Raw genomic sequence first — 17,125 nt, 5'->3', positions numbered from 1 at the left:
CGCCTTTCTCGTGAACGGTTCTGCCCGCAGTTCCGCCCGCACGGTGTGGACTGCGGTGCGCATCATGCTGGTGTTGACGGTTGTTCTGGGCGTGGTCTATCCGCTGGCGATCACGGGGATAGGGCAGCTCGTGTTCCCGTGGCAGTCGAACGGGTCGATCGTGACCACCAGCGATGGCGAACCGGTCGGTTCGGCATTGATCGGTCAGTCCTTCACCGACGCCGCCGGCAATCCGCTGCCCGAGTACTTCCAGCCCCGCCCCTCCGCCGCCGGTGACGGTTACGACGCCGGCGCCTCCTCCGGGTCAAACCTCGGACCGGAGAACCCCGACCTGATCGCAGCGATCGCCGAACGGCGAGCCCAGATCGCCGCGTTCAACGGCGTCCAGCCCTCAGAGGTGCCCGCCGATGCGGTGACCGCCTCCGGCTCTGGGCTGGACCCGCATATCAGTCCCGCCTACGCGGCGATCCAGGTACAGCGGGTCGCGGAAGCACGCGGCCTGCCCGTGGAGACTGTTCGCGCCCTGGTCGCCTCGCACACCCAAGACCGCGACCTGGGCTACCTCGGCCAGCCCCGCATCAACGTCCTAGAGCTTAATCTGGCTGTAGAAGAAGTGGAGGGCTGAGCCATGACTGCGCGGGGGCGGCTTCGGGTGCTGCTCGGAGCAGCACCTGGCGTGGGCAAGACCTACGCCATGCTGGAGGAGGGTCGGCGTCTGGTCGATGAAGGCAAGAACGTCGTGGTCGCCATTGTGGAGACACACGGACGCGCCGCCACAGCCAGTATGGCCGAAGGACTTTCGCTCATCCCACGTCGCATGGTTAGTCACCGCGGCGTTACCTTGACCGAGCTAGACGTCGATGCGGTGATCGCCACCAGGCCCGACATCGCATTGGTGGACGAGCTTGCGCACACCAACGCCCCCGGTTCACGGCATGAAAAGCGGTGGGAAGATGTGCAACAGATTCTTGACGCTGGCATCGACGTCATCTCTACCCTCAATATCCAGCACATCGAGTCGCTGAATGATGTCGTCGAGCAGATCACTGGCGTCCCGCAGCGCGAGACCATTCCCGATGACATCCTGCGCGCCGCCGACTCGATGGAAGTCATCGACCTCGACCCGCAAGCACTGCGCGATCGGCTCGCCGGCGGCCTGATCTACCCTGCCGAGCGCGTCGACGCTGCCCTGTCCAACTACTTCCGGCTCGGTAACCTCACCGCCCTGCGCGAGCTCGCGCTGCTGTGGCTGGCTGATGAGGTCGACCAAGCCTTGCAGAGCTACCGGGCCGAGCACGGCATCGACAGCACCTGGGAGGCACGCGAGCGGGTCGTCGTGACCCTCACCGGCGGGCCTGAGGGCGAGACGCTGCTGCGCCGTGGGGCGCGCATCGCCGCCCGTTCCGGTGGTGGCGAGTTGCTGGCGGTCCATGTATCCAGCCAAGACGGGCTTCGCACCGCCAACCCGGCCGCTCTCGCCCAGCAGCGGGCATTGGTCGAGAAGCTCGGCGGCACCTACCACCAGGTCGTCGGTAGCGACATTCCCCAAGCCCTGGTCGAGTTCGCCAAGTCCGTGAACGCCACCCAGCTCGTCATCGGAGTGAGCCGGCGCGGCAGGATCGCCGCCGCACTCACAGGACCAGGCATCGGCGCCACGGTCATCCGCGAGGCCGGCAACATCGATGTCCATATCGTCAACCATGCGGCAGCCGGCGGCCGGTTCGCCCTTCCGCGCATCGGCGGTGCGTTGACGCTGAAACGCCGAGTCGCTGGCTTCGCGGTCGCGCTTGTCGGTGGCCCCTTGCTCACGTGGCTGCTCGCGTCGCTTCGGAGTGAGGACTCGATCACCAGCGACGTCCTGAGCTATCAACTCCTCGTCGTGATCGTGGCGCTCACCGGCGGCATCTGGCCCGCACTGTTTGCCGCGGTCATGTCCGGGCTCACCTTGGACTTCTTCTTCGTCGAGCCGTTGTACACCGTGACGGTCAACGAACCCTTCCATCTGCTCGTGCTGAGCCTCTATGTCGTCATCGCGGTCCTCGTCAGCTACGTGGTTGACCGTGCCGCCCGAGAGTCCCGGGTCGCTCGTCGCGCCGCGGCAGAGTCGGAGTTGCTGGCCACCGTCGCCGGTAGCGTGCTGCGTGGGCAGGGCGCCGTGCAAGCGCTCGTCGAGCGCACCAGGGAAGCATTTGGCATGGCTGGGGTTCGCCTGCTCCAAGGAGACACTGTGCTCGCGACCAGCGGCGAACCCCTTCCCGACAATCAGTGCGTTCGAGTTCCCATCGGCAATCGGGCGACTCTCGAACTACACGGACATGACCTAGAAGCCTCCGAACAACGCCTCCTCAACGTTGTTGCCGCACAACTTGACGCCGCGCTGGAGCACTCCGATCTGACCGAGACAGTGGGCGAGATCGGGCCGCTGGCAGCCTCCGACCGAGTACGCAGCGCCCTCTTGTCGGCTGTCAGCCATGACTTGCGCCGTCCTCTCGCGGCGGCCATCGCGGCCGTCAGCGGACTACGTTCCACGCGCCACTCACTCAGTGAAGCCGACAGATCAGAACTGCTCGCGACTGCCGACGAGAGTCTGGCGACCCTCGCGACCCTCGTCACCGACCTCCTCGATGTCAGCAAGCTCCAAGCCGGAGTGCTGAGCATCGCCCGCACTCCCGTCGATCCCGCCGACGTGATCCTCGCCGCCGTCGACGAACTCCATCTTGGACCCGACACCGCCGGGTTGGACTTGGACGCCGACGTGCCGCAAGTCTCGGCCGATCCGGTGCTTCTTCAACGAGTCGTGGTCAATCTGTTGTCAAACGCTGCACGATACTCACCACCGGGCTCGCGAGTCCGAGTGACTACCAGCGCGTTCGCCGGATCGGTGGAGATCCGCGTGATCGACAACGGACCCGGCATCCCACCTGAGCGACGCGACGACGTGTTCGTGCCTTTCCAGCGCCTGGGCGACACTGACAACACCACCGGCCTTGGCCTCGGCCTTGCGCTGTCTCGCGGATTTATCGAGGGAATGGGTGGAACTCTCACACCCGAAGACACGCCAGGCGGCGGGGTCACGATGGTTGTGGCCCTTCCCGCTGTCGGTGCCGAACCACCCAGCACGAATCAGAAAGGCGATGAAGGTCATGAGAATCCTGATCGCTGACGATGACCCACAGATACTCCGCGCGCTTCGCATCACGCTCGGAGCGGAAGGATATGAGATCATCACCGCAGCCGATGGTGCCGAGGCCATCAACAGCGCTGTCCAGCACCACCCGGACATCTTCATGATCGACCTGGGCATGCCCAAGCTCAACGGCATCGAGGTCATCAATGGCATCCGAGGATGGTCCGCGGCACCCATCCTTGTCATCTCCGGTCGCAGCGGAGCTGCCGACAAGGTAGAAGCCCTTGACGCTGGCGCCGACGATTACGTCACCAAGCCGTTCTCCATCGACGAACTGCTCGCCCGAATCCGCGCGCTCACTCGCAGGGTTGTGCGCGATGACGCTGATCCGATCGTCTCCTTCGGCAACGTCACAGTTGACCTATCGGCACACCAGGTGACCCGACGCACCAAGAGTGGACCACAAACGGTGAGACTGACGCCGACCGAATGGCAGGTGCTCGAACAACTCATCCGAAATCCAGGAAAGCTCGTCACACGCCAGACCCTGCTAACGGAGATATGGGGTTCCGAACACGTAACCGATACCGGATACCTGCGCCTGTACATCGCCCAACTGCGCAAGAAGCTGGAGCCGTACCCCGCCGCACCCAAGTACATCATCACCGAGGCCGGAATGGGCTACCGTCTTCACGTCCCCGAGGCAAGCTAAGCACGAGCCTGCACTGCCCCAGCGGCTCGAACCGGGAGCCGTTCTCTCAGCGCTGGACGTGTCGAAACCGTTAGGATCGGCGCCTACGCCGTATGCATCCCGTTAGGACTGGCGCAGGCGCCTGTGCGGGGTCGTTAACTGCATCAATGAGGGGACGACGGGTCGGCAGGGTTTGAGCCGCGCTGATCCAAGCGCGGCGGGGTCCGTGCGCTCGAACGGGCTTCCCATGACGGCGGTCGAGAGCGTACGCACAGCCCCTATGCGTCGGGTGACCTTTCGCCATGCAAAGGCGGTGCATGTCATGGCCGGCGCGGCGCGAATCCACACGGCGACCGGTATCCACGAGCTCCGCAGTGGCTCGGTGCTGTTTCTGGGTGCAGGCAGGTGGTGCTCCATCCAGCCGACGCCACGTGTTCGGACGTGGACTGTCTACATGGATGAGGTCTTCCTTCGCAGCCAGCTTCGATGGGTGTTTACGGATTCGACTCGGCTTCGGGAGTCGATTTCCCATGTTGACGACTGGGATGGGTCGGCTTTCGTCCACGTCGTGGGCCAAGATGCCTTGAAGCGGATGGAGCCACTATGGCGACAGATCAGCCTCGTCAGTTCTCATGACAACCCCGAGTTCGCGGTGACGAGTCTCATATCGTTGCTCGCGCAGTTGATCGAAATCGCGCTGCCCACGGTCCTTACACCGGATCATCCTTTGGGAACGCTGTCGCCGCTGCCGATCAAGGGTCGGCTGACGCAGCGAAGCCGTCACCCCTCGGTTGATCGTGCCGTGATCCTCCTGCGAACGAGAATGTCGGACCCCTGGACCATCAGTCTCTTGGCGCAGGAAGTGGCAATGTCGCGAAGCCAGCTCAGCCGAACGTTCAGCCAGCAAGTCGGGCTGTCACCTTTCCGCTTCCTAACGGAGAGTCGCCTTACGGAGTTTACGCGCCTTGTCGAGGAGACCGACCTTCCCATCTACGTTGCTGCTCGTCAGGTGGGCTGGGGGGACCCTCGTGTGGCTGCGTCCTGGTTCCGGCGACGATTCGGTGTTTCTCCTACACATTTTCGATCACACCCACACGCCAGCCATACCGATGATCTGGCAAGCCGTCGGCTACGCAAGCACGGTCGCGAGGCGGCGGATGCGTAACTTGTCGCGCAACATGCGCCGCAAGACTCGACTTCATCGCGCGGCTCTAGGCGCAGGAGGCGCAAGGGGCTAGAGAGGACCAATACGTCGGGTTTCATCACGGAGCCTGACGGTCGTCATCTTCCTCGTCCGTCTCGTCTCATTGATCTACCTGGCGCACCTTGCGGTCGCACGGTCGCTCCCTCTTGGGGTGACCCAGGCGGAGGGAGGCCAGACGGTGGCTGCGAACGAGGACAAGCAGGCGACGCTCGACGTGCTGGAAGAGCGCATCGTGCGCTCGGTCGAGGAGGTGGTGTCGGGCGATGACTGGCGGCGGGCGATGGAGTTCGCGGCGAGGTTCCGCACGCGCTCGTTCAACAACACGCTGTTGATCTGGGTGCAGCATTTGGAAGCCTACGAACAGGGGCGGGTGCCGACGCCTACGCCGACGTGGGTTGCCGGGTACAACGACTGGCGGAAGATGGGTCGCTGGCCGGAGAAGGACGGCGGCTATCGGATTCGCGGTCCGGTCAAGGCGAGGTTCGCCTCAGCGACCCCGCGCGACCCGGCGTCGTGGCGGCGGCTGGGCAAGTGGGAGAAGCCGCGGCCCAGCGAGGTCGTGCGTCGCCGGATCGTCAACGTCGTCCCGGCCTATGTGTGGGACGTGTCGAGGACGCACGGAGACCCGCTCCCTGAGCTGCCGCGTCCGAGGCTGCTGGAAGGCGAAGCCCCGGCCGGGCTGTGGGAGGGCTTGGCCGAGCAGGCGGAGGCGCTGGGGTTCGAGGTGCTGCGGATGCCGCGCGACCGCATGGAGCGGGGCGCGAACGGCTGCACCGATTTCGAGACCCGTCAGGTGATGGTCTGCGCGGACATGGACTCGGCCGCGCAGGTCAAGACCCTCGCGCACGAGTTGGCGCACGTCCGGCTGGATGGCCCGAACCAGCAGGACGACGCCCGCCAGCATCGCGGGATCAGCGAGGTACGGGCCGAGTCGGTGGCGCTGATGGTCGCCGCCGCGCATGGCATGGACACCAGCGATTACACGATCCCGTATGTCGCCGGATGGGCGGCTAACGTGGATGGGAAAGACCCGGTGGCGGTCGTGCGGGCCACGGGCGAGCAGGTGCGCAGCACCGCATTCGACATCCTCGACAAGCTCGACACCGCACAGCTCGGGAACGGCAACCCGCTGTCCCTGCGGGTGGACGGCCCGGAGCGCACGCCGCAGGCTCAGGAGACGCCAGAGCAGGCGCCGCGCCGGGTCGAGCCGCTGCCTGAACGGGAGACGCCGGCGGCTCCGGTCGGCTCGGGACGGGGCCTGTGATGGTCGCCGCCGCGACTGCTGCCGCCGTGTTCGGTCAGCTCGACGGGGCGCCGCTGCCGGTCGCGGCGCGCGAGCTGGCGCGAGCCGGGGTGCCGGTGTTCCCCTGCGCGCCGGGCGGGAAGCGGCCGATCCCGGAGCGCGGGTTCCACGAGGCCAGCATCGACCTGGACCAGGTTGAGGGGTGGTGGCGGTCGCGGCCGACCGCGAACATCGGCATCCCGACCGGCACCGCCTCGGGGCTGGTCGTGATCGACGTGGATGTGCACGGGGTCAACGGGTATGCCGCCTATGCGCGTGCGGCGCGGGCCGGGCTGGTCCCGGAGCCGTTGGCGGTCGTGCGCACGCCCACCGGCGGACAGCACGCCTACTTCCCGGCCGACTCGCACCAGGGGCAACGGTCCTGGCAGGCCGGGAAGGTCGGCATCGACTGCCGCGGCGACGGCGGCTACATCATCGCGCCGCCCTCGTTGCTGCGGCTGGACGGCGTGCGCACCCCGTACCGGATCGAGCAGGTCGCGGCCGGTGCGGCCCGGCCGATAGATGCGGGCCGGCTGCGGGACTTCCTCGATCCTCGGCCCGCGCCCCGGCCGCGCGTCGGCGGGCCAGTGCGCCGGGAGGACGCGGAGCGCCTGGCGACGTGGCTGGGCCGGCAGGCCACCGACCGCAATCTCAAACTCTTCTGGGCCTCCTGCCGATTGGCCGAGGGCGGGGTGCCGCTCACGGATGCCTTGGACGCGATGGCGACGGCCGCGCAGTCGGATTTCGGGGAGCGGGAAATCACTCGCACCGTCTACAGCGCCTATCGCAGCGTCGGCGTCGGAGCCCGGCGGGACCGTCCCGCCACGTCGCCTTCGGGCGAGTTCGCTCGCGGGACCGTGCAGCCGCGGGCGCCCGCCACGCGGGGGCTGCCATGAAGGAGCTGCGCGGCCGCCGGTGGGCGGTCATCACCTCGGTCGCCGGGACGGTGTTCATCGCCGCCGGCGCGTTCTGGTTGTCGTTCACGTCCCTGGCCGACCTTGCCCGCCGCTCCGGGATCGGGGCCGGGCAGGCGTGGGCGTGGCCGCTGATCGTCGATGGCGTGATCGTGGTCTCCACGGTCGCCGTGGTGGGCCTCGCCGGTGAGCGGGCGGCGTGGTATCCGTGGGTGCTGCTGGTCGGTGGGGCCGCGGTGTCGGTGACGGCGAACAGCTTGCACGCGGTGGTCGCGGCCGACGCCGACGTGCCCGGACCGCTCGCGGCCGCGGTCGCTGCTGTGCCGCCGGTCGTGTTGCTGGCGATCACGCATTTGACCGTCGTGCTGACCCGCGCCACCGCACGCCCCGTTACTGCGCTCGAGTTGCCGCCGGCGGTCGAGCCGATCACCGCCCAGCCACCGAGCGAGGCAGTATCTATCGACCCGCCATCTACTGCGGCAGGCGTCACCGCTGCGGACTCGGACGGCGGGCCGGATCGCCGGTCGCTCGCGGCAGAGCTGCGCGAGCAGGACTGGTCGAACAAGGCCATCGCCCGGCACCTGGGCGTGCATCCCTCGACGGTGGGCCGCTGGCTGCCTCGTGCTCACCAGTCCGATGAGGCGGACCCCTCTGGGTCGCAGCCCGAGATGGAAGGGGCCCTGCCATGAACGACGAGGACCGGATGCGGGAGCAACATCACCAGCACCCCGAGCCCGAGCGGCCGCCCGCGCGGAACGACCCGGACCCGGCCGAGGCGACCGAAGCCGCGGGGACGCCGGATGCGGTCAAGGCCGCCGAGTCCCGCAAGGTCGCGAGGGAGAAGCTGGCGCGGGTACGGGGCCGGGGCGTGGATTGGGTGCGCCCGACCGACTTGATCGCCCAAGGCGGCGGCGCGCTGTCCCGCCGGGGCATCGACCGGACCGCTGAGACGAACCGGCACGTCCGCGCCCCGATCGAGAAGGGCGCGCGCTGGGTCGCCGAGCGAGCCAAGCGGCTGCCGCCCCTGAGCGCGTTCGGCCGTCGCGGCGGCGCCGAGCAGGGACCGCGCCGCTCCGGGGTCGGGATGAGGTAGCCGGGTGGTGATGAGTCATGGGCGCCCTCTCCACAAAGGCGAGACCCGCAGTCGTCTGCGGGTGCACCTCGCCGTCGGGAGGTGCCCAGACCATGACCAACGACACCAGCACCATGAGCGAGATCAGCGGCCGGCCGGCTGAGGACTACCGCACCAGCGAGGGCCTGCGTGCCCTGCTGAAACGGCTGCATGCCGCCGGCCAGCGCGCTTGGGAGCATGACCCGGTAGCGGCGGAGCTGATGGCGTTCGCGGCCGAGAAGTACGCGGCGCTGGCGCACAAGCACCGGCTCGATCCGTGGGAGGCCGCGTCGGCGGCGTTCGACGTGATGCGTACAAAGGCCGCCCGCACCGCCGATGACCCGTGGGCGGTCATCACGCACGCGGTGCGGATCACCTGCATCGCCGAGGAACGCGGCCAAGGGCTGCTGTGCTCGACCCACCAGGCACGCCGGCCCCGCTACTCGATCTTCCACGACCCCGAACGGCTCTCCGACCGCGAGAACATCCTGAGCGACTACCATCCCGCGTTCCAGATCAAAGACGCCCACGACCGCGACGACACCCCGGAGCAGGCACCCGCCGAGCCGGCGGCGACCACCGCGGCGTCGGCGGTCGAGGACGCGATCACGCTGCTGATGCTGCTGGACTGGCCCGAGGGCACGGCACGCTCGGCGGTGGAGCACGTCTGCGTGGCGCTGACCCGCGTCGGGAACCGGCACACCGCCTACGAGACGCTGCGACGCGACAAGCACGCCAGAGCCCTGATCGACCTTCCGGGACGCTCCTGGGCGGTGCTGCTGCGCGCCCTGCTCGGCTGCCCGGACCCGGCACTCGCGGCGACCGTCGCAGGACGCGGCGTGCTGTTGCGGCTGCTGATCGGCGAGACGCTGCCGGTGCTGCTGCGCGATGACGACCTCGTGCTCACCCTCTCCCTGGCTGCACCGGGCATCAGCAAGCGGAGCGCGAGGAAGGCGCGGGGTGCGGGATGAGCGCACCGGCCGGGCACATCGAGCTGGAGCGGGCGGTGGACTCCATCACGATCGGCAACCGGCACCGCACGGACCTGGGCGACATCGACGCGCTCGCGGCCTCGATCGACCGGGACGGTCTATTGCAGCCGCCGACGATCACCCCGGACGGGGTGCTGGTGTGCGGGGCGCGCCGGATGGCGGCGATCAAGAAGCTCGGCTGGCGCCGCGTCAGCGTGTGGGTCCGTAGCGGTATCTCGGACCGGCTGGGGCATCTGCTAGCCGAGCAGGACGACAACCAGCTCCACAAGCCGCTCACCCCGATCGAGGCCGCCGCCCTATACAGGGAAATCAAGGAACTCATGGCCGAGGACGCCGCCCGCCGCAAGGCCAAGACCCAGTTCCACGAGGGCCACGAACCGGGACAGCATGGTCCCGCCGATTCGGCAGGACCATCGGACTCGCACCAGCTCGGGGACGCTCGCACGCAGGCGGCGCGGATGGTGACCGGCTCGGCGTCCTACAGCCGGCTGGAACAGATCGGCTACCTGCAACACCTGGCCGATGACCCGGACATCCGGGAGACGATCCGCGTCCAGGCACGCGATGGGCTGGTGCAGATCGAGGGCGGCGCGGCGGTCAACCCGATCTTCCAGCGCCTGCGCGACACCCAAGCCGAGGCTGACAGCGAGCGGGACCGGCGGTTGCACGAGCTGGCCGACGAAGCCCTGGCCCGCGTTCACGCGGCCAAGACCAGCAAGGCCACGAAGCCGGCCACGCCGAAGCGTCGACCAGCCGCCGAGGACGAGGGGCCGGCGCGGTACCCGGTGCGGGCGTTCGTGCTGACCTGGGCCGACCTGGAAGGGTGGTGGACCCACTACGACGTGGACGAGCTGGCCGTCGAGCTCACCGATGAGCAGGCCGAGGCGTTCTTCGCCGCCGTCGAGGGCACCACAGAGTTCGCCGACCAGCTCCGTACCGCCCGCACCACCGCCGCCTCTGAGTCGGCGGGCCGGCCGCTGCTGCGCGCCCTCTGATCCGCGCCGCCGCCGTCGCTCTTCTCGTTCGGGGCGGCGAGCACCTGGCGATATGAAGACGAATCCCGCCTCCTGGTCCCGTGGCCGCCTGATCGCCGTGATCGCCGCCGGCCTCGTCCTGCTGATCCTGGTCGGCATCGGCGTCTACGGGCTGATCGCCGGCCCGCAACGACCGACCGCTCCCGATCCCGGACCGGACCCCACGGTCCCCGCGCCGGGCGAGACTGGGCCGGACACGCCGCGGCTGCCGCAGGTCATGCTGTCCAGTGATCCCGACGAGTTCGCCCGCAACGTCGCCGAGGCCCTGTTCGCGTGGGATACCGGCTCGGGGCTGATGCCCTTGGACTACACCAGCGTGATCCTCGCGGTGGGCGATCCGTCCGGAACCGAGCAGGCCGGCCTCGCCGCCGACATCGCCTCGTATCTGCCGTCGCGTGAGGCGTGGATCGAGCTGCGCAAGTACGCCACCACCCAGCACCTCACCATCGAGTCCTCCTTCGTGCCCGAGGCATGGGACACCGCGGTCGAGCAGGCCCAGCCCGGCCAGCTCCCCGCTGGTGCGACGGCGGTCACGATCGAAGGAACCCGGCACCGCGAGGGCGTCTGGAACGGTGAGACGGTCACCAGTGAGCACCCCGTGGCCTTCACCGTGTTCCTGGCCTGCCCACCCCCGGCACCGGAGTTCCGTACCGGCCTGTGTCATGTGCTGCGCCTGTCGCAGCTCGACAACCCGCTGCGATGACAGAGGGCGCGTCGTGGTCAAGAAGCTCCTCATCCTCGGACTCGCCTTCGTCCTGTTCGGCCCTGCCTGTGTCCTGCTGTCGATCGGCGTGCTGATGAATCCCGCCGCCGCGAACTGCGCCGTCCCCGGCGGCAGCGTCACCGTGGGCAACGTCCCCGAATCGTTGACCGTCACCACGCAGGACGGCACCACGTTCACGCTGAACCGGCAGCAGCTCACGCACGCGGCGACGATCATCACGGTCGGAGGCGGCATCGAGGGTGTAGGGCGGCCCGGCATCACGATCGCGCTGATGGCCGCGCTCACCGAGAGCACCCTCCGCCAGCTCGCCAACACGGGCGCTTACCCCGAGTCCGCGAACTACCCCAACGATGGCAACGGCGGTGACCACGACTCCCTCGGCTTGTTTCAGATGCGCCCGCAATCGGGTTGGGGAACCGTCGCGGAGCTGATGGACACGACCTATCAGGCCCGAGCGTTCTACGGCGGACCCGATGGCCCGAACTATCCCTCGCCGCGGGGCCTGCTGGACATTCCCGGCTGGGCGCAGATGGACCCCGGCGAGGCTGCGCAGGCCGTCGAGGTCAGTGCCTACCCTGACCGCTATCGCAACTACGAGCCGGTCGCCGAGCGCATCCTCGACGCCCTCACCGGCGCGGCGGGTGCGGCTGGCCCGGCCGCCGCCCCGTTGGCGGCGGGTCCGGTTGCGGAGTCCTCGCGGGTTGTGTTCCCGCTCCCCGAGGGAACCTGGGTGCTCACCAGCGAGTTCGGGCCGCGCATCCATCCGATCACCGGGGAACCGTCGTTCCACACCGGCACCGACTTCGCCGCACCGGACGGCACGCCGATCCTCGCCGCCGCGGACGGCACCGTGACCGTGGCCGAGTTCTCCGGCGGCTACGGCGGGCTCATCGTCATCGAGCACCAGATTGACGGGCAGACCGTGGCGACCGCGTACGCGCATATGTGGCAGTCCGGCATCCACGTCGCGGCCGGTGACCGGGTGACCGCGGGTCAGCACATCGGCGATGTCGGCAGCTCCGGGAACAGCACGGGACCGCATCTGCATTTCGAGGTCCGGCCCGGCGGCACGACCGGCGAGGCCGTCGACGCCGCAGCGTGGCTCAACGATCACAACGCGGCCGACCTGCCTGAAGCCACGGTCGGCAGCCCCGCCGACTGCGACACCAGCGGCGGCACCGCGGGCGCGCCGGCCCCATTGGACGGCGACCCCGACCAGATGGTCGATGACCCCACCAGCAGCGGGCAGATCACCGCGCGCATGGCGCATGTCATGGCCCAGGCCCGCGCCGCCTTCCCCGACACCTCGTGGGCGTGCTACTCGCCCCGTCCCGGCACCGTCTCCGAACACCCGCTGGGCCGCGCCTGTGACGTGACATTCGGCAACGCCATCGGCCAGTACCCGACGCCCGCGCAACTCGAAGCCGGATGGGCGCTCACGAACTGGATCAAAGACCACGCCGAGGTCCTGGGCGTGGAGTACCTGATCTGGCAAGGCCAGATATGGTCCCTCGCACGCGCCGCCGAAGGCTGGCGCCCCTACAACGGCGGCGGGATGCACGACCCCGGCAACGTGACCGGCGGGCACTTCGACCACCTGCACATCACCGTCCAAGCCGGCGGTGCGTAATGGACGTGTTCCCCGACTTCGACGGGCTGGGCGGCATCGGTGATCTGAAACAGGTCATCGGCGCCCTGCTGACGATCGTACTGATCGTCGCAGTGCTCATGGTCATCGTCTCCGCGATCTGCTGGGCGTTCGGCGCCTCGCACGGCAACCCCGCCCTCGCCTCCAAAGGCAGGGTCGGGGTGCTCGTCGGCGTCGGAGCCGCCGCGCTCGCCGGCGCCGGGGTCGCGTGGGTGAACTGGCTCATCGCCCTCGGCAACCAGCTCTGACCCGCACCGAGTAAAGGCCCGCACGTGGACGGGGCCTTCATCATGCCCTCACGCGCTGGCTGGGTGTCCAGTCGCTCTCCGGCCTACCTCGCCGCCACAAGCCATCCGCCCACGCGAGGGAGTAACCGCCGTGATCGACATCGACCCCAACAGCAACGGCCTGCCCGGCATCGAACAGCTCCGCACCATCGTCGGCGCCGTGATGACGGTCGGCCTGATCCTCAGCGTCCTGGCGCTGATCGTGAGCGCGATCGTGTGGGCCTACGGCTCCAACAGCTCGAACCCGCACCTGGCGGGCAGGGGCAAGCTGGGCGTCCTCATCTCCTGCGGCGCCGCGGTGATATGCGGCGCGGCGGTAACGCTCGTGAACTTCTTCTGGAACGTCGGCCAGGCCGTATAGGGCCGCCGGTCACAGCAGGAGGTTCGTGATGGGTGTCTGCGACGTTCCCGTGATTTCGACCGTCTGCGACGTGGCCGGCGAGGCCGCCGCGACGGTCGTGGCCGCCCCGTTCGACTGGCTCGCCCAGGCGATGGGCGGCGCGGCCGGCTGGCTGATCGAGGCGATGTGGGCCGTGTTCGACACGACCACGCTGGTCGATGTCCAAACGGACGGGTTCACCAGCGTCTACAACCTGATCTTCGGCATCGGGGTCTTCCTCGTCCTGATCTTCTTCTGCCTGCAACTCATCACCGGGCTGATACGCCGAGACCCGACCGCGCTGTCCCGCGCCGCGCTCGGCGCGGCGAAATCGGTGCTGGGCACGTTCGTGGTCGTCACGCTGACCGCGCTCGCGCTGGAAATCGTGGACCAGCTCTGCATCGGCATCATCCAGGCATCCGGGGAGACCACCGGGACGATGGGCGACAAGATCATCCTGCTCGCCGCCGGGCTGACCGGCATCAACATCGCCGCGCCCGGCGTCGGCGCGATCGTGACGATCTTCCTGGCTGGGCTGATGATCGCCGCCGTCGCGATCGTCTGGTTCAGCCTGCTTATCCGCAAGGCGCTGCTGCTGGTCGGCGTGGTACTGGCACCGATCGCGTTCGCCGGCGCGTCCTGGGACGCCACCAAAGGGTGGATCGGGAAATGGGCGGCGTTCGTGATCGCCCTCATCATCAGCAAGCTCGTGCTCGTCATCATCTTCTTGCTGGCGATCACGCAGATCGCCACCCCGATCGAGCTGGACATCGCCGCTGTCACCGAACCGATCACCGGCATCGTGCTCATGGGCATCGCGGCCTTCGCGCCCTACATGGTCTACCGCTTCGTCTCCTTCGTCGGCTTCGACCTGTACCAGCAGATGGGCACCGAGCAGGAAGCCAAGAACGCCCTCAACCGTCCCGTCCCGATCCCGTCCAAGACCCAAGGCGGCGGCGAGCCCAAGAAGGTTCTCGAAGACCCCAACGGCGGCGGGTCTGGCGGTGGCTCGGGCGGCACGCCACCGCCCACGACTCGCGCACCTGCCGCGGGTGGCGGTGGTGCGGGCACGGCCGGAGCCGGAGCGGCGACCGGGGGTGGAGCAGGCGCAGGAGCTGGCGCGGGAGCGGGGGCCGGTGCTGCGGCCGCGGGACCGGCGGCGGCGGTCGTTGTCGGAGCGCAGGTCGTCAAGGGCACCGCCGAAGCCGGCCCGAAGGCGGGCAAGGCGGTCGCGGGTCAGGCCGAGACCGCAGCGGGAGCGGCCGACGAGCGCGGTGGCGGCACGCCGCCGCCCCAGACGCCGCCGCCCTCGACGCCGCAGCCGCGAACTCCGGCGCCGCCCAAGTCCGGGCCGCCGTGGACCGGGAAGGAGTGATCGGCCATGCCCACGGCGACGGAACGAAAGACGCCCGGTAGCGAGCTGACGCCGATGAAGTTCAGCCGGCTCACCCGCCGCGGGGTACTGCTCGGCCTCTCCGTCTCTCAACTCATCACCCTCGGCATCGGTGGACTGGCGCTGCTAGCCGCGTTCTACGGCGGCGCCGGGATGCTGCTGGCCTACACCGCCCCGATCTGGCTGCTCGCCGTGGTGCTGACCTGGGTGTCCATCGCCGGGCGGCCGATGGTCGAGTGGCTCCCGGTCGCCTGCTGGTGGCTGTGGCGCTCGACCGGCGGGCAACTGCTCTACCGGCGTCGGATCGTCAAGCCTCGACCGGCCGGGAGTCTCGCGTTGCCAGGCGACATGGCCCGGCTGCGGGAGCACCTGGACCGCGAGACCGGGGCGTGCATGATCCACGACCCCCGCCAGGCGACCTTGACGGTCGTGACGGAAGTGACCCATCCGGCATTCATCTTGCTGGACCCCGGAGAACAGGAGCGCCGCGTCACCTCCTGGGGACGGGTGCTCGCCACGGTCTGCCGCTCCGGGAGGATCGCGACCCTGCAAGTGCTCGAACGGACCCTGCCGGACTCAGGTAGTGGGCTGGCCGAATGGTGGGCCGAGCACGGCACCGACGACGGCTCCTGGGCCGCGACCACCTACCGTGAGCTGATCGAGCGGGCCGGCCCCGCCGGGGAACGGCACGCCACGACCGTCAGCCTCTCGCTGGACATGAAGGTCGCGGGTCGGCAGATCAGGACCGCCGGCGGCGGTATCCGCGGTGCCGCCGCGGTGCTCCGGCAGGAGATGGCGACTCTGGTCGCCGCGCTGCGGTCTGCGGACTTGACCCCTTCGGGGTGGCTCGGTCCCGGTCAGGTCGCGGTGATCTTGCGCTCGGCGTATGACCCGGCCGTGGCCGCCACCTTGGAGCGGCACGGGCGGCTCGGGCAGGAGCTTGCCGCAGCCGGCCCGGTCGCGGTCACCGAGACTTGGGGCAACCTGCGCACCGATTCCGCGTGGCACACCGTGCTGTGGGTCTCCGAATGGCCTCGCAGCCTCGTCTATCCGGGGTTCCTCGCGCCGGTGCTGCTGTCGACCGGCATCCAACGGTCGGTGTCGCTGATCTACACGCCTATGCGCTCGGACCAGGCGGCCCGCGACATCCGCAAGAAGAAGGTCGAGCACATCTCGGATGCGGCCCAGCGCGCCCGGATCGGGCAGATCGAGGACGCGGCCCAGACCGCCGAGTACCAGGACGTGCTGCAACAGGAAGCCGACCTGACCGCCGGCCACGGGATTCTGCGGGTCTCCGGCCTCATCTCCGTCTCCGCCCCCAGCGTCGACGAGCTGGAAGCCGCGGTCGCCGCGATCGAACAAGCCTCGATCCAAGCCTCCTGCGAGACCCGAAGGCTCGTCGGCCAGCAAGCGGTCGCGTTCACGGCGGCCGCGCTGCCGCTGTGCCGCACGGTGTGACCGGCGCGCTCACCTGGCAGGCATCCCACCCCCGTTGAAGGAGGCCCGTGATGCCGACATACACGAACCCGACCAGCGATGCCAGCGATGCCTACGAGGCGTTGCGCGGTCTGGCTCACGCCAGCCGTAGCTTCGAGGACCCGTCCGAGACCTACGTCGTGATCGGTGAGCTGTTGGGCGGGCTGCGATCGCTGCGGCAGGTGCTCGACCAGCTCGCCGCCGCCCATCTGAGCCGGCAGCATCACGTCACCGACGAGTCCCGCGAGTACAGCGGCGGTGCGGCCGAGGCGCTGGCCGCAGCGGATGAGCTGCATCAGGCCGGCACGCTCATCGACCAGGCCGACGACCGCCTCAGCGCGGCCATGACCCACTCGGGCCGGATCGTGTGGAACCCGCAGGACCGGATAGTGGAGCGGTGGGTCGGCGTCGTGTTCCTCCAAGGTGAGGAAGCCGACCGGGTGATCGACCTCATCGACGCCCACGGGGTCGAGGCGGGGATCGAGCATCTGTCGGCGTGGGACTACGGCGAGGAGACCACGAACGCCGCCTTGGAGAACGGCGACGTTCACGACACCGCCCCGGTCTATCCCGGTGACCGGCAGGCCGAGACCGGCGACTACGCGATGACCTACAACCCGATGGCCGGGCACGTCGCCCTGTACCGGCGGCACCTGATCCGCGCCGAGGACGCCATCGACAAAGAAGCAGGGGCGCACGTCCCGGCCCGCCGCCCGACGACAGGCCGTGAGCGAGAGACGGCCGGGCGGCGTAGCGCCGTCCGTGACGGCGGCTGGTTCGAGCATCCCGGCGTTGCCGCGGTCAAGCAGGCCCGCGGGCTGTCGCTCTGACGTAGCCACCACCGAGACGCGTCGGCGCGCACC

At 69.0% G+C, this 17,125-nt stretch carries 17 protein-coding genes; all 17 read left to right on the top strand.

Translation table 11 applies throughout. From position 1 onward, the window contains the following. The first annotated feature begins 10 nt into the window (after positions 1 to 10). The 17 genes from kdpC to HJ588_RS16395 all read left to right on the top strand — a co-directional run bounded on the left by kdpC (position 11) and on the right by HJ588_RS16395 (position 17,092). Positions 11 to 625, top strand: a complete 615-nt coding sequence (gene kdpC, locus HJ588_RS16475; RefSeq protein WP_171157649.1) for a potassium-transporting ATPase subunit KdpC — start codon at positions 11 to 13, stop codon at positions 623 to 625. Positions 626 to 628: 3 nt separating this feature from the next. Beyond that, positions 629 to 3,163 carry an ATP-binding protein gene (locus HJ588_RS16470; protein WP_034717933.1) on the top strand — a complete coding sequence of 845 codons (2,535 nt, stop codon included), beginning with the start codon at positions 629 to 631 and terminating at the stop codon, positions 3,161 to 3,163. Continuing rightward, positions 3,144 to 3,839, top strand: a complete 696-nt coding sequence (locus tag HJ588_RS16465; RefSeq protein ID WP_034717961.1) for a response regulator — start codon at positions 3,144 to 3,146, stop codon at positions 3,837 to 3,839. Before HJ588_RS16470 ends, HJ588_RS16465 begins: the two co-directional genes overlap by 20 nt. Positions 3,840 to 4,272: 433 nt before the next feature. Then, on the top strand, positions 4,273 to 4,983 hold the full coding sequence (locus HJ588_RS16460; protein ID WP_212756111.1) for an AraC family transcriptional regulator: 711 nt from the start codon (positions 4,273 to 4,275) through the stop codon (positions 4,981 to 4,983). Positions 4,984 to 5,200: 217 nt separating this feature from the next. Continuing rightward, on the top strand, positions 5,201 to 6,286 hold the full coding sequence (locus HJ588_RS16455) for an ArdC-like ssDNA-binding domain-containing protein (RefSeq protein ID WP_171157647.1): 1,086 nt from the start codon (positions 5,201 to 5,203) through the stop codon (positions 6,284 to 6,286). Continuing rightward, positions 6,286 to 7,200 (top strand): bifunctional DNA primase/polymerase, encoded by a 915-nt coding sequence (locus HJ588_RS16450; RefSeq protein ID WP_034717938.1) that lies wholly within the window; start codon positions 6,286 to 6,288, stop codon positions 7,198 to 7,200. The genes HJ588_RS16455 and HJ588_RS16450 overlap by 1 nt, the downstream gene beginning before the upstream one ends. Beyond that, positions 7,197 to 7,907, top strand: coding sequence for a DUF2637 domain-containing protein (locus HJ588_RS16445; RefSeq protein WP_034717941.1), 711 nt, complete (start codon positions 7,197 to 7,199; stop codon positions 7,905 to 7,907). The genes HJ588_RS16450 and HJ588_RS16445 overlap by 4 nt, the downstream gene beginning before the upstream one ends. Beyond that, on the top strand, positions 7,904 to 8,311 hold the full coding sequence (locus HJ588_RS16440; RefSeq protein WP_034717949.1) for a hypothetical protein: 408 nt from the start codon (positions 7,904 to 7,906) through the stop codon (positions 8,309 to 8,311). The genes HJ588_RS16445 and HJ588_RS16440 overlap by 4 nt, the downstream gene beginning before the upstream one ends. Positions 8,312 to 8,403: 92 nt before the next feature. After that, entirely contained in the window at positions 8,404 to 9,300 is an 897-nt protein-coding gene (locus tag HJ588_RS16435; RefSeq protein ID WP_034717951.1) for a hypothetical protein, read from the top strand. Then, entirely contained in the window at positions 9,297 to 10,316 is a 1,020-nt protein-coding gene (locus HJ588_RS16430; RefSeq protein ID WP_034717953.1) for a ParB N-terminal domain-containing protein, read from the top strand. The genes HJ588_RS16435 and HJ588_RS16430 overlap by 4 nt, the downstream gene beginning before the upstream one ends. 52 nt (positions 10,317 to 10,368) lie before the next feature. Next, positions 10,369 to 11,058: a hypothetical protein gene (locus tag HJ588_RS16425; protein ID WP_034717955.1), complete on the top strand. Its 690-nt coding sequence runs from the start codon at positions 10,369 to 10,371 to the stop codon at positions 11,056 to 11,058. Positions 11,059 to 11,071: 13 nt separating this feature from the next. After that, positions 11,072 to 12,709 (top strand): VldE C-terminal domain-containing protein, encoded by a 1,638-nt coding sequence (locus HJ588_RS16420; protein WP_171157645.1) that lies wholly within the window; start codon positions 11,072 to 11,074, stop codon positions 12,707 to 12,709. Beyond that, the gene (locus HJ588_RS16415; RefSeq protein WP_034722682.1) at positions 12,709 to 12,975 is read left to right on the top strand and encodes a DUF6112 family protein; all 267 of its coding nucleotides are present in this window, start codon (positions 12,709 to 12,711) and stop codon (positions 12,973 to 12,975) included. Before HJ588_RS16420 ends, HJ588_RS16415 begins: the two co-directional genes overlap by 1 nt. Positions 12,976 to 13,105: 130 nt before the next feature. Then, positions 13,106 to 13,375, top strand: a complete 270-nt coding sequence (locus tag HJ588_RS16410) for a DUF6112 family protein (protein WP_171157643.1) — start codon at positions 13,106 to 13,108, stop codon at positions 13,373 to 13,375. A 28-nt stretch (positions 13,376 to 13,403) separates the two neighbouring features. Then, complete coding sequence (locus HJ588_RS16405; RefSeq protein WP_212756109.1) at positions 13,404 to 14,768, top strand: conjugal transfer protein TrbL; 1,365 nt, start codon at positions 13,404 to 13,406, stop codon at positions 14,766 to 14,768. A gap of 6 nt (positions 14,769 to 14,774) precedes the next feature. Then, complete coding sequence (locus HJ588_RS16400) at positions 14,775 to 16,244, top strand: SCO6880 family protein (protein WP_034718272.1); 1,470 nt, start codon at positions 14,775 to 14,777, stop codon at positions 16,242 to 16,244. Positions 16,245 to 16,294: 50 nt separating this feature from the next. Beyond that, on the top strand, positions 16,295 to 17,092 hold the full coding sequence (locus tag HJ588_RS16395; protein ID WP_034718275.1) for a hypothetical protein: 798 nt from the start codon (positions 16,295 to 16,297) through the stop codon (positions 17,090 to 17,092). The last annotated feature ends 33 nt before the right edge of the window (positions 17,093 to 17,125 follow it).

It is taken from the genome of Flexivirga aerilata, from assembly GCF_013002715.1.
In the GTDB taxonomy this organism is placed as follows: Bacteria; Actinomycetota; Actinomycetes; order Actinomycetales; family Dermatophilaceae; genus Flexivirga; species Flexivirga aerilata.
Note: the sequence above shows the minus strand (reverse complement) of the source record. Positions and strands in the feature narration are given on the sequence as shown.